We start from the raw sequence: 12,752 nt of genomic DNA, 5'->3' as shown, positions 1-12,752 counted from the left end.
GAGCGGGGGGCGCGGCCTGCCGCAGGACTCGGATTCGGTCCGGCGGCGGGCCGGGAATTCAGGGGTAAAAAATCAGCACGCGATAGTTGGCTGGCGCCTGCTGCGTTCGGAATCGTACCCGAACCGGCAGCTCCATGCCCGCGCGAAGACCCTGCGCGGCAAAGGCCTTCTGCGACGGCTCCAGGTACTCCGCGGGCTGCAGCACCCGGCGCAGCAGCAGCTGGTCCTGCAGGTCGGTCATCACCAGCTCGATCGCGGGCAGGGCGGTGCTGGCGCGGCCCAGGTTGCGCAGCGTGACCGCCAGCAGGTAGGTGTCGCCGTCCTCATCCTGGCGCTGCAGCTGCGAGGTCTCGATGCGCAGCGCATCGATGTCGCGCCACGGCGGCACGTCGCAGCCCAGCGGCGCGCAGGCGGCCTCGAGTGCCGGGCGCAGCATCGGGAACTGGCCGGCCAGCTGGCTGCGTGCCAGGTAGACCACTTGCACGGCCGCGGCGATGGCAAGCACCACGGCGGCCACGCGCCAGGCGGAACGCGGCACGGCCACTGGCTTGCGGGGCTGGCGTTCACGCTCGCGCTCACGCGCGTGGCGCAGGAAGTCGGGGGCGAAGACCGGGCCGGCCGGTGCTTCGGTGCGCGCCCAGCGGCGCGTGGTCTGCTCGCGCGCGACGGCGCCGCCGGTGACGGTGGAGGGCTGGCCGGTGTCGGGGCCGGGGGCGTTGTCGTCGTCGCCAACGGTGGGTGAGGTGGGCGGGGCGGTGGGGTGGGCCGATGCCTCATCCGGCCACGCGGTCGGCTCGGATCCGGCATCGGCTGACGCCGCGCGCAGGAACTCGCTTGCGCTGGGGATGCTGGCAGCGGGTGCCACTGGCGCGGGCTCGGCGTCGGCGGGTTGCGGCGCTGCCGGTGCTCCCGCAGCAGTCGGGGATGCCACTGGTGCGGCGGGGGTATCGAGCGCGCCGTGATCGAGTGCCGGCCACGCCGACGCGGGGGCCGGCTGTGCCGGCGTATCCTCGGCTTGCTCCGGTGCCGTGACGGGGGCGGGCCCTGCCGCATCCGGGCCGCCAGCCTGGCGTTCCGCCTCGCGTGCATCGCGATGGGCGACGGCTTCGTTGGCTTCGCGCAGCGCCTGCTCGATCTCGGTGTCTTCCATGCCGGCGGGTGCCGGCATGGCCATGTCCTCCGGCGACGACATCAGCATCGTCGGCGCATCCAGCGCCGGCACGTCATAGCCGGGGTCGATGGTCGGAGTGAAGGCAGGCTGCGGCGCAGGCGCGGCGTCAGCCGATGCGGGCGGCGCCGAGGGGGCGGCAGGCGCGGCCGGTGAAGTTGCCGCAGATGGCGCTGATGATGCCGATGACGCAGCGTCGGCCGGCAGCGGAATCTCGATCAGGTGCTCGCGCGCGTCGAACACCGTTTCGCACTGGCCGCAGCGCACCAGGCCCTGGCGCAGGCGCAACTGGTCCGCGACCAGCCGGAAGGCGGTGCGGCAGGCCGGGCAGCGCGTGACTAGCTTGACGGCGGCCATCGGTGTGAATCAGGGACGGGTGCCGCGGGTGCCATGCAGGCACACCCAGCCTTCCTCGCTGCGCCACACCGTCAGCGGCAGCCAGGGCGCGTAGGCCGCGGCGACTTCATCCGCCTGGCGCTCCAGGACGCCGGACAGCACCAGCCGTCCGCCGGCGCGCACGCGCGCGCTCAGCATGGCGGCCATCAGCTTGAGCGGATTGGACAGGATATTGGCGACCACCAGGTCGTAGCTGGCCTCGGACACCGATTCGGGCAGCGCGAACGAGGCTTCCACCCGGTTGCGCTCGGCGTTGTAGCGCGACGCTTCCACCGCGTTGGGATCGATGTCGATGCCGACGGTGTCGCCCGCGCCCAGCTTGCGCGCCACGATGGCCAGGATGCCGGAGCCGCAGCCGTAGTCGAGCACGGTTTCGCCCGGCTTCAGGTTCTGCTCCAGCCACTGCATGCATAACCGCGTGGTGGGATGGCTGCCGGTGCCGAAGGCCAGGCCCGGGTCGAGCTCCAGCACCACGGCATCGGGCTCGGGTGCGTCGTGCCACGACGGCACCACCCAGATGCGCTCGCCGATGCGGATCGGCTCGAACTGGGATTGCGTCAGCCGCACCCAGTCCTGGTCCTCGACCGCGCGCAGCTGGTAGGCCGGCACCGGGTCGATGCCCAGCTGGTTGGCGGCTGCCGCCACCACCACGGCCGGATCGGCGTCATCGCCGAACAGCGCCACCACGCGCGAGCGGTTCCACGCGAGTTGCTTCGGTTCCAGCCCGGGCTCGCCAAAGAGCGGCTGCTCGTCAGGCGTGTCGGCATCGGCGTCTTCCACCGAGACCGACAGCGCGCCGAGGTCGAACAGGGCGTCAGACCAGGCCTCGGCCTGGTCCTGCGCCACTTCGATCACACATTCCTGAAATGCCACGGGCTTCCTTGCTTGCTGCTTGTGTATTGCGGGTAACGTTGCGTCAAGCCTTCGCGCGCTCCGCCAGGCGATGCTCGAGGTAGTGGATGCTGGTGCCGCCTTCAACGAAGTTGGCATCCATCATCAGCTCGCGGTGCAGCGGCACGTTGGTCTGGATCCCGTCCACCACCATTTCGGACAGCGCGATGCGCATGCGGGCAATGGCCTGCTCGCGCGTGGCGCCGTAAGTGATGATCTTGCCGATCATCGAATCGTAGTTGGGCGGGACGAAGTAACCATCATACGCGTGCGAGTCGACCCGCACACCCGGGCCGCCGGGCATGTGCCAGGCGGTGATGCGGCCCGGCGACGGCGTGAACTTGAACGGATCCTCGGCGTTCACGCGGCATTCGATCGCGTGGCCACGGAACTGCACATCCTTCTGGCGCAAGCGCAGCTTCTCGCCGAAGGCGATGCGGATCTGTTCCTGCACGATGTCGATGCCGGTGATCATCTCGGTGACCGGGTGCTCGACCTGCACGCGCGTGTTCATCTCGATGAAGTAGAACTCGTTGTTCTCGTACAGGAACTCGAACGTGCCGGCGCCGCGATAGCCCATCTTCTTGCAGGCCTCGGCGCAGCGGTCGCCGATGCGCTCGATCAGGCGGCGCGGAATGTGCGGTGCGGGCGCTTCCTCGATCACCTTCTGGTGGCGGCGCTGCATCGAGCAGTCGCGCTCGCCCAGCCAGATCGCCTGGCGGTGCTGGTCGGCGAGGATCTGGATTTCCACATGGCGCGGGTTCTCAAGGAACTTCTCCATGTAGACCTCGGGATTGCCGAAGGCGCGGCCGGCTTCTTCACGCGTCATGTTGACGGCATTGATCAGCGCGGCTTCCGTGTGCACCACCCGCATGCCGCGGCCACCGCCGCCGCCTGCGGCCTTGATGATCACCGGGTAGCCCACGCGGCGCGCGGTGGCCAGGATTTCCTTGGGATCGTCGGGCAGGGCGCCGTCCGAGCCGGGCACGCACGGCACGCCGGCCTTGATCATGGATTGCTTGGCCGACACCTTGTCGCCCATCAGGCGGATGCTGTCGGCGGTCGGGCCGATAAAGACGAAGCCGGATTTCTCCACGCGCTCGGCAAAGTCGGCGTTCTCGGACAGGAAGCCGTAGCCGGGGTGGATGGCTTGCGCGTCGGTCACTTCGGCGGCCGAGATGATGGCCGGCATGTTCAGGTACGACAGCGGCGACGGGGCCGGGCCGATGCAGACGGCTTCGTCTGCCAGGCGTACGTACTTGGCCTCCTTGTCGGCCTCGGAGTACACCACGACCGTCTTGATGCCCAGTTCGCGGCAGGCGCGCTGGATGCGAAGAGCGATTTCGCCGCGGTTCGCGATCAGAATTTTTTCAAACATGGTCTCTCTCTGCGAGAACAGTAGCGGTCCCGCTGCGTGCCGCAACGGCACGCCGGGCGCGCGGCCCGGGGGCTGTCGCCGCCGCGGCCGCCATACTGCGCGGAACTGCATGGAACTGCACGGAACGGGCCGCGAAGCCCAAAACGTCCCTGGCGCCAAACAACGCCATGGCATGCCGCGCGGGCACTGCTGCGGAGGCCACTTGCATGGCCGACGGCAGCGTGCGGCATGGCATGCCGGTCAGGATCAGCCGATGACGAACAGCGGCTGGCCGTACTCGACGGCCTGGCCGTTCTCGACCAGGATTTCCTTGATGACGCCGGCCTTGTCGCACTCGATTTCGTTGAGCAGCTTCATGGCTTCGATGATGCAGACGGTCTGGCCTTCCTTGACCGAGTCGCCGACGTTGACGAACGGCGCGGCGCCCGGCGACGGCGCACGGTAGAACGTGCCCACCATCGGCGAGGTCACCACATGGCCGGCGGGCAGTTGGGCGACGGGCTCTGCAGCCGGTGCCGCGGCACCAGCCGGTGCGGCGGCCGCGGCGGGCGGCAGCGCCTGCATCTGCGGCATGGCCATCGGCGCGGCGACGATCTGCGGCGGTTGCTTGACGATGCGTACCTTGCCGTCGCCTTCGGTGACTTCCAGCTCGGAGATGCCGGATTCGGCCACCAGGTCGATAAGCGTCTTCAGCTTGCGCAGGTCCATCTTTTTATCCTCCTGAATCGGGTTATCCGGCCGCTGCCCGGGACGGGCCTCGGCGGAAGAATCGTGTTGCCGGCCACCGGAAATCCGCGCCCGCCGTGCCGAGGCACGCCAACGGGCGCAGGCCGCCGGGCGGCGCGCGCAGGTTGTCGAAAAAATCTTGGGAGTTCAGCTCCCCGAACTCTCGGGTGGCGGCTGCTCCTGGCCCAGCACATAGTCCAGCGCCAGCAGGTAACCCTGCCAGCCGAGCCCGCAGATCACTCCGACCGCCACGTCAGAGAAATAGGAGTGGTGGCGAAAGCTTTCGCGCCGGTGCACGTTGGACAGGTGCACCTCGACGAACGGGATCGCCACGCCGGCCAGGGCATCGCGCAGTGCCACGCTGGTGTGCGTGTAGGCAGCCGGGTTGATGATGATGAACTCGACCCCTTCCGCGCGTGCGGCGTGGATGCGGTCGACCAGTGCCCCCTCATGGTTGGACTGGAACGTATCCAGCGAAACACCGGCTTTTGCCGCGCGTTCGGCCAGGGCCGCGTCGATATCGGCAAGCGTCGTGTGCCCGTAGGTTTCCGGCTCGCGCGTGCCCAGCAGGTTCAGGTTCGGCCCATGCAGGACCAGCACCTTGCGGTAGCGGGCTGAGCGACGGATGGAGCGGGTTGCAGTCACGGCGGCTCGACCAGATCAACGAAATTGCGCGGAGATTACCGTAGCTTAGAGGGATTTGTCTAGCGCGCGATACAAGGCTTGGCGACCTTTGCGACGCTTCGGCGGCCCTTGAAGCACTTTATGGCCGTTTTGGTGCCCCGGCGAAACAAATCGCTGAAGAAAACCGAAATTCAGCGAATTTGGCGGAAGAATATGCTCAGGCGCGTGGCAGCACGGCCCGCAGTTCCTCGGCCGTCACCCGTCCCATCTTGCGATACTTCACCGATCCGTCCGGGTTGATCACCACGGTATAGGGCAGGCCGCCGGCGCTGTTGCCGAAGTTGCGCGACAGCTCGGTGCCGGCAAAACCGGCCACGGCGAGCGGGTAGGCCACCGGGACCTTCGTGGTGAACTGCTGGATATTGGCGGCGGAATCGATGCCGATGCCGACAAACTCGACCTGGCGGCTCTTGTATTCCTCATGCAGCGCGGTCAGCTCCGGCATTTCCTCGACACACGGCCCGCACCAGGGCGCCCAGAAGTTGATCACCACGGTCTTGCCGCGCAGCTTGCCCAGGTCCAGGTCGGCGCCGGCGGCGTCGGGCAGGCGTGTCTGGAAGAAGGTTTCCACCGCCTGGTCGCTGGCGGGCTTGGGCGAGAACACGAAATGGCCGGCCAGTGCGCCGGTGGCGCAGGCGACCACGGCCACGGCGATCCACAGCCAGAGGCGGGAGCGGCGGGCGGGCGAAGAAACGGTTTCAGTCATGGGGATGGCTTGGACCTGTGTAGTAGGGGGCGGGCGTCAGGCCGGGTCGGCATCGCCGGGCGCGTCTATCAGCGCCCGTACCGCCTGCACGTCGGCGCGGGCCGGGCGCCCCGAGGCGTCGGCACGCACGGCGCCGCGTTCGTCGACGGCATCATACAGTGCTATATGAATGCCGACTGGGGCACCCAGTTCCGCGCGCACCTCGCCGGCGAGCAGCCGGGCCTCGCGGCGGTCGGGCCACTGGCCCTTCCACAGGAAGCTGAGGGTCTCGACCTCGCCGCGGCCGCCGAAATGCCGGCTCTCGCTGGTCTCGAAGTCCACGCCGGCGTTGATCAGGTGCAGCGTCGCATCCTTGGCGCTGTCGCAGAAGCACTGCAGATAGATATCGGAGTGCTCGGTGGCGGTGCCGTTGAGCACGGCGCCGACCAGGTAAGGCCGGAACGGCGCCAGGTCTTCCATGGCCAGCACCGCCAGCCGGCGCAGCAGCGCCAGCACGCGGGGCTGGCTGTCGGCGTGGAACAGCGCCTGGTAGGCGCGTACCTCGGCTTCGACTTGTTCATTGTCGGGCAGCCATTCGCCGGGCACGCGCTGCTCGCCCAGCACCTGGCGCGCGGCCTTGCGCTTGGCGGTGGCGTAGTCGGCACCGTCCTCGGCAATCATCCGGGCGGCAGCCTGGGCGATTTCCTCGCGCAGGCGGGTGGGGTCGAGGGTGGTGCGTCGGGTCATGCCCCATGATACCGGAGGCTCCCGCGCAACCGGCGCGCGCGCTGCCGCAGTGCAGCGAAGGCCGCGTGCGCTCGGGTACAATCGAAGGCTTCCTGCCCGGCCACCGCACCGCAAGACACGGCCTGAAACAGCCGCCGTGCCGCCGCGCCACGCCGGGTGCCGAATCCCCACGCCTGCGGGCTTCAAGTCTTTCCGGGAACCCATGCATATTCATATCCTTGGCATCTGCGGCACCTTCATGGGCGGCCTGGCGGTACTGGCCAAAGAGGCCGGCCACCGCGTCACCGGCTGCGATGCCAATGTCTACCCGCCGATGAGCACCCAGCTCGAGGCCCAGGGGATCGAGCTGATCGAAGGCTTCGACCCCGCCCAGCTGTCGCTGGAGCCGGACCTGTTCGTGATCGGTAACGTGGTCTCGCGCGGCAATCCGCTGATGGAGGCCATCCTCGACCGCAACCTGCCCTATGTGTCGGGCCCGCAATGGCTGGGCGAGCACGTGCTGGCGCGCAAGTGGGTGCTGGCGGTGGCCGGCACGCACGGCAAGACCACCACCACGTCGATGCTGGCCTGGATCCTGGAGGATGCCGGCTATAACCCCGGCTTCCTGGTGGGCGGGGTGCCGCAGAACTTCGGCATCTCGGCGCGCGTGACCGAATCGGACTTCTTTGTGATCGAGGCCGACGAGTACGACACCGCCTTCTTCGACAAGCGCAGCAAGTTTGTCCACTACCGCCCGCGCACCGCGATCCTGAACAACCTGGAATACGATCATGCCGACATCTTCCCGGATCTGGCGGCGATCGAGACCCAGTTCCACCATCTGGTGCGCACCGTGCCCGGCCAGGGCCGGATCATCGTCAACGGCGTGGAGGAAAGCCTGGCACGCGTGCTGGAGCGCGGCTGCTGGAGCGAGGTCGAGCAGTTTGGCGTGGGTGACTGGCGCGAGAGCGATGCTGCTGCCGCTGCGGCGCCCGGCAAGGACGCCTTCGACGTCTGGTTTGGCGATGCCGTCCAGGGCACCGTGGTGTGGGACCTGCAGGGCACCCACAACCGCATGAATGCGCTGGCCGCGATCGCCGCCGCGCGTCATGTGGGCGTGCCGGCCGCGCAGGCGATCGAATCGCTGTCCCGCTTTGCCAACGTCAAGCGCCGCATGGAAGTGCGCGGCGTGGCCGGCGGCGTGACGGTCTATGACGACTTCGCCCACCATCCGACCGCGATCCAGACCACGCTGGAAGGGCTGCGCCGCCGCGTCGGCGATGCCCGCATCCTGGCGGTGCTGGAGCCGCGCTCCAACACCATGAAGCTGGGCGTGATGAAGGCGCAGCTGCCGGCCAGCCTGGAGCAGGCCGACCTGGTGTTCGGCTACGGCGCCCCGGCCGGCAAGGACGCGCTGGGCTGGGACCTGGCCGAATCGCTGGCGCCGCTGGGCGACAAGGCCGCCGCCTTCCAGGACCTGGGCGCGCTGGTGCAGGCCGTGCGTGCCGCGGCGCAGCCGGGCGACCACGTGCTGGTGATGAGCAACGGCGGCTTCGGCGGCGTGCACCAGAAGCTGCTGGACGCCCTGGCTCAGGGCGCCGCACGCTGACCGGCGGGAAGGACGACCATGCTGCTGTACCTGCACGGATTCCGCTCCTCGCCCCAGTCGTTCAAGGCCCGGCTGGTGCAGGAGCGCATGCGCGAGTGGGGCGTGGGCCGCTACTACGCCTGCCCCACGCTCAATGTCTCGCCCGAAATGGCCATTGCCCAGGCGCAGGCCGCGATCCGCGCCGCGCAGGCCGGCGGCGACCAGGAGATCGCCATCGTCGGCTCGTCGCTGGGCGGCTTCTATGCGCGCTGGCTGGGCGAGCGCCATGGCTGCAAGACCGTGCTGCTCAATCCGGCCATCCACCCCTGGACCGACCTGGAAACGTACCTGGGTGAACAGCCGCTGTGGCACGGCGGCGGCTCGGTCACGGTCGAGCGCCGCCACCTGCAGGAGCTGCTGGACCTGCGCGTGGACACCATCACCGATCCCGAACGCTATTACCTGATCGCCGCCACCGGCGACGAGGTACTGGACTACCGTGAGATGGTCGCGGCCTGCCCGGGCGCGAACATCCGCGTGATCGAGGGCAGCGACCACGGCATCAGCGAATTTGCCGACTACGTTGACGATGTGCTCGCCTTCTGCGGCTATGGCCCCGGCGGCAAGGTGCCGGCCGGCGCAGGCCCGGCATGAGCGCGCAGTCCGCGCGCCGCTGCGGCTGGAGCCCGCACCTGGCCTTCGATGCAGCCATCACGCCCAACCTGCGGCGCTGGGTGACCGGTGACGACGGCTCGCTGACGGCGCGCCTGGTGGCAGCGTCGGAGCGCTTTCGCGTGGCGCGCCTGCTGCAGCGCCCGCAGCGCCCGCTGGCCGATGAATGGCAGGTGCTGGGCCAGCACGACCGCACCCCCGCGCTGACGCGCGAGGTGCTGCTGATCTGCGACGATACTCCCGCCGTGTTTGCCCATACTGTGGTGCGCTGCCGCCATGCGCGCCGCGACTGGCCGTTCCTGCGCGGGCTGGGCGAGCGCCCGCTGGGCGGCCGGCTGTTTGTCGATCCGGCGGTGGCGCGCGAGCCGTTCCAGTTTGCGCGGCTGCTGCCGCACCATCCGCTGCGCCAGGCCTTGCAGCGCGTGCTGCCGGCCATGGCGCCACTGCCCATGCTGCCGGCGCGGCGCTCGGTGTTCCGGCGCGGCGGCGGCGTCATGCTCGTGACAGAAGTGTTCCTGCCGGACCTGCTGTCGCGGCCATCCCCGGGGACCGAGGCGATTCCGCATCCCAGGTATTTGCGGACCACAGACCGAAGCCCCTCCACACACACTACCGAAACCAAGAAAGAGATCACGAGATGAAACTGCAGGGTCGGGTTGCCATCATCACCGGTGCCGCCGCCGGCATCGGGTTTGCCACCGCGCAGCGCTTTGCCGCCGACGGCGCCATCGTTGTCCTGTGCGACGTGCAGGAAGGGCGCGTGCGCGAGGCTGCCGACAAGCTGGCCGCCACCGGCGCCACCGTGTCGGCCTACCGCGTCGACGTGACCCGGCGCGACCAGGTCGATGCCATGGTGGCCGCCGTGCTGGCCGCGCACGAACGCGTCGACATCCTCGTCAACAACGCCGGCATCACCAAGGATGCACGCCTGGCCAAGATGACCGAGGCCCAGTTCGATGCCGTCATCGACGTCAACCTGAAGGGCGTCTTCAACTGCGCGCAGGCCGTGGCCGGCCTGATGACCGAGCAGGGCAAGGGCGTGATCCTGAACGCTTCCAGCGTGGTCGGCCTGTACGGCAACTTCGGCCAGACCAACTACGCCGCCAGCAAGTTCGGCGTGATCGGCTTTACCAAGACCTGGGCGCGCGAGCTGGGCCCCAAGGGCGTGCGCGTGAACGCGGTGTGCCCGGGCTTCGTCAATACCGAGATCCTGCAGACCGTGCCGGAAAAGGTGCTGGACGGCATGAAATCGTCGTGCTGGCTGCGCCGCCTGGCCGAGCCGGCCGAGATCGCCAGCATCTACGCCTTCCTGGCCAGCGACGACGCCAGCTACGTCAATGGCGTGGCGATCGAGGCCAGCGGCGGCATGTCGCTCTGAGCCTGCGCGCCGCTGCGGGCCGGGTGCACGCACCTTGCCGGTGCGCCGGCCCCCGCAGCCGCCGGAGCGGGGTGCGGTATCATTCCAGGTCTCGGGCCGTACCGATACGGCGCGGCCCGCGGCCAGCGATTCGCACCCCGCGCGCCGCACTCGCTTCCGTTCGCACGCATTTGCGCCCGGTTGCACCATTTCTCCCACAGGTCCCGCCCCGGCGCTGCCTCTTGGCGGCCAGGCGCGGTTCCGCGCATTTTCTGAAAGTACCGATCGATGCAGTTGCTGTTCGAAGAAGGCGGCGAAATCCGCGCCGGCACCGTGCTGAACCAGCAGGGCGAGGCTTACCAGGTGGAGCTGCCAGCCGGCAAGCGCACCAAGGTCAAGTCGCGCGACGTGCTGCTGCAGTTCGCGCAGCCGTCGGCAATCGAGCTGGTGCGCCAGACCGGCGACATGACGGCCGAGATCGACCTGGACTTCCTGTGGGAATGCGCGCCAGAGGCAGAATTCGGCTTTGCCGAGCTGGCCGCCGAGTACTACGGCGCCGAGCCCGGCCCGGTGCAGCAGGCGGCGCTGGCGATGGCGCTGCATGGCAACCCGGTGTACTTCCGCCGCAAGGGGCGCGGCCGCTACCAGCGCGCGCCCGAAGACCAGCTCAAGGCGGCGCTGGCCGCGCTTGAGCGCAAGCGCCAGCAGGCGCTGGTGCAGGCCGAGTATGAAGAACAGCTCAAGGCGCTGACGCTGCCGGAGACGTTCCGCAACAAGGTGCTGCAGCTGCTGTTCAAGCCGGACAAGAACAGCCTGGAATACAAGGCCATGGACGCCGCCTGCACCGCGCTGGGCATGACCCCGATGCGGCTGATGGTGGCCGCCGGCGGCGTCGCCAGCGCGCGCGCGCTGCATGAGGCCAAGTTCCTGGCGGAATGCTTCCCCAAGGGCACGGGCTTCCCGGATACCGACGTGCCCGAGCCGCCCGCCGACCTGCCGGTGGCCGACGTGGAGGCATTCTCCATCGACGACGTCACCACCACCGAGATCGACGATGCGCTGTCCGTGACCAGGCTGCCCGACGGCAAGCTGCGCATCGGCATCCATATCGCCGCGCCCGCGCTGGGGATCCGCCGCAGCGAACCGCTCGATGCGGTCGCGCGCCAGCGGCTGTCCACGGTCTATTTCCCGGGCGACAAGATCACCATGCTGCCCGACGCCGTGGTGGAGCGCTACACGCTGCAGGAAGGGCGCACGTGCCCGGCGCTGTCGCTGTACGTGACGGTGGACCCGACCGTGTGGCTGATCACCGGCAGCGAGACCCGCGCCGAGATGGTGCCGATCGCCGCCAACCTGCGCCACAACCTGCTCGACGAGGTGATCACCGAGGCTGCGCTTGCCGCGGGCACCGGCGACTACCCGTTCCGCGACGCACTGACGCAGCTGTGGCACTTTGCCGGCTACCTGTACGACGAGCGCCAGAAGGCGCGCCTGGCCAGCGGCCTGCGCCCCGAGACCCACAACCGCGCCGACTTCAATTTCTACCTGGACGACCAGGCCGACGGCAGCCAGCGCGTGCGCATTGAACAGCGCAAGCGCGGCTCGCCGCTGGACAAGATCGTGGCCGAGCTGATGATCCTGGCCAACAGCACCTGGGGCAAGCTGCTGGCCGACAACGGCGTGCCGGGCATCTACCGCACGCAGAAGGCGTGGGGCATGCACCGCACCCGCATGCAGACCTACCCGGCGCCGCATGAGGGCCTGGGCGTGGCGCAGTACGCGTGGAGCACCTCGCCGCTGCGCCGCTATGTCGACCTGGTCAACCAGTGGCAGATCCTGGCGGTGGCCCAGCACGGCGTGACCGCCAAGCTGGTGGCGCCGTTCAAGCCCAAGGACGCCGACCTGCTGGCCGCGGTGGCGGACTTCGAAGGCACTTACGCCGCCTATGCCGACCACCAGTCGACCATGGAGCGCTACTGGTGCCTGCGCTGGCTCAAGCAGGAAAAGCGCGAGCGCATGGTGGCCTCGGTGCTCAAGGAAGGCGCTGTGCGCTTTACCGAGATCCCGCTGGTCACGCGCGTGCCCGAACTGGTCCAGGCGCAGCGCGGCACGCAGGTGCTGCTGGAGATCGGCGAGACCGACGAGATCACGCTGGAAGTGTCCTGCCGGGTGCTGGAGATCTTCGCCGGTGAAGGCGAAGTGCCCGAGGAAGAGCTGGAAAGCGACGAGGAAGCCGCAGAGTTGTCCGCCGAAGCCGCTGCCGAGGCGGCCGCCGAGGAAGCCGCCGAGCAGGCCGCCGGGGTCTCGGACGAAAGCCCGGCCGAACCTGGCGACGACGTTGCCGGGGCGGCGTCGGGCGAGCGCGACACCGGCACCCCGGCGGCCGGCTGAAGCCTTCGGAAATCGGCGGCGCTCACTTACAATGCCTGTCTGATCCGGGGCCAGTGGCCCCGGTCCTGCCAGGCCGCCGGCCCGGACCGG

At 69.0% G+C, this 12,752-nt stretch carries 12 protein-coding genes; 5 read left to right on the top strand and 7 right to left on the bottom strand.

The features are described 5' to 3' along the window. Window positions 1-58 precede the first annotated feature (58 nt). The 7 genes from AC07UK_RS35415 to AC07UK_RS35385 all read right to left on the bottom strand — a co-directional run bounded on the left by AC07UK_RS35415 (window position 59) and on the right by AC07UK_RS35385 (window position 6,675). Entirely contained in the window at window positions 59-1,525 is a 1,467-nt protein-coding gene (locus tag AC07UK_RS35415) for a DUF3426 domain-containing protein (RefSeq protein WP_436222640.1), read from the bottom strand. A 9-nt stretch (window positions 1,526-1,534) separates the two neighbouring features. Continuing rightward, a complete protein-coding gene (prmA, locus tag AC07UK_RS35410) occupies window positions 1,535-2,437 on the bottom strand; it encodes a 50S ribosomal protein L11 methyltransferase (RefSeq protein WP_436222639.1) in 903 nt (300 codons plus the stop codon). A 43-nt stretch (window positions 2,438-2,480) separates the two neighbouring features. Further along, complete coding sequence (accC, locus tag AC07UK_RS35405) at window positions 2,481-3,833, bottom strand: acetyl-CoA carboxylase biotin carboxylase subunit (RefSeq protein ID WP_018312111.1); 1,353 nt, start codon at window positions 3,831-3,833, stop codon at window positions 2,481-2,483. A gap of 246 nt (window positions 3,834-4,079) precedes the next feature. Then, window positions 4,080-4,541 (bottom strand): acetyl-CoA carboxylase biotin carboxyl carrier protein, encoded by a 462-nt coding sequence (accB, locus tag AC07UK_RS35400; protein ID WP_114130930.1) that lies wholly within the window; start codon window positions 4,539-4,541, stop codon window positions 4,080-4,082. Window positions 4,542-4,706: 165 nt separating this feature from the next. Continuing rightward, a complete protein-coding gene (gene aroQ / locus AC07UK_RS35395) occupies window positions 4,707-5,204 on the bottom strand; it encodes a type II 3-dehydroquinate dehydratase (RefSeq protein WP_011616025.1) in 498 nt (165 codons plus the stop codon). Between the two features lie 196 nt (window positions 5,205-5,400). Continuing rightward, a complete protein-coding gene (locus tag AC07UK_RS35390; RefSeq protein ID WP_013957994.1) occupies window positions 5,401-5,949 on the bottom strand; it encodes a TlpA family protein disulfide reductase in 549 nt (182 codons plus the stop codon). Between the two features lie 36 nt (window positions 5,950-5,985). Further along, a complete protein-coding gene (locus AC07UK_RS35385; protein ID WP_494687793.1) occupies window positions 5,986-6,675 on the bottom strand; it encodes a UDP-N-acetylmuramate--alanine ligase in 690 nt (229 codons plus the stop codon). 202 nt (window positions 6,676-6,877) lie between these two features. Here AC07UK_RS35385 and mpl point away from each other — a divergent pair, with 202 nt between their 5' ends. The 5 genes from mpl to AC07UK_RS35360 all read left to right on the top strand — a co-directional run bounded on the left by mpl (window position 6,878) and on the right by AC07UK_RS35360 (window position 12,662). After that, entirely contained in the window at window positions 6,878-8,263 is a 1,386-nt protein-coding gene (mpl, locus tag AC07UK_RS35380; protein ID WP_436222635.1) for a UDP-N-acetylmuramate:L-alanyl-gamma-D-glutamyl-meso-diaminopimelate ligase, read from the top strand. Window positions 8,264-8,281: 18 nt separating this feature from the next. Continuing rightward, window positions 8,282-8,896 carry a YqiA/YcfP family alpha/beta fold hydrolase gene (locus AC07UK_RS35375; RefSeq protein WP_013957991.1) on the top strand — a complete coding sequence of 205 codons (615 nt, stop codon included), beginning with the start codon at window positions 8,282-8,284 and terminating at the stop codon, window positions 8,894-8,896. Beyond that, window positions 8,893-9,555, top strand: coding sequence for a chorismate--pyruvate lyase family protein (locus tag AC07UK_RS35370; protein ID WP_436222634.1), 663 nt, complete (start codon window positions 8,893-8,895; stop codon window positions 9,553-9,555). The genes AC07UK_RS35375 and AC07UK_RS35370 overlap by 4 nt, the downstream gene beginning before the upstream one ends. Beyond that, window positions 9,552-10,292, top strand: coding sequence for a 3-oxoacyl-ACP reductase FabG (gene fabG / locus AC07UK_RS35365; RefSeq protein ID WP_436222633.1), 741 nt, complete (start codon window positions 9,552-9,554; stop codon window positions 10,290-10,292). Before AC07UK_RS35370 ends, fabG begins: the two co-directional genes overlap by 4 nt. A 267-nt stretch (window positions 10,293-10,559) precedes the next feature. Further along, window positions 10,560-12,662, top strand: coding sequence for a ribonuclease catalytic domain-containing protein (locus AC07UK_RS35360; RefSeq protein WP_436222632.1), 2,103 nt, complete (start codon window positions 10,560-10,562; stop codon window positions 12,660-12,662). Window positions 12,663-12,752: the final 90 nt, after the last annotated feature.

It is taken from the genome of Cupriavidus sp. GW821-FHT07C08 (assembly GCF_059419025.1).
Note: the sequence above shows the minus strand (reverse complement) of the source record. Positions and strands in the feature narration are given on the sequence as shown.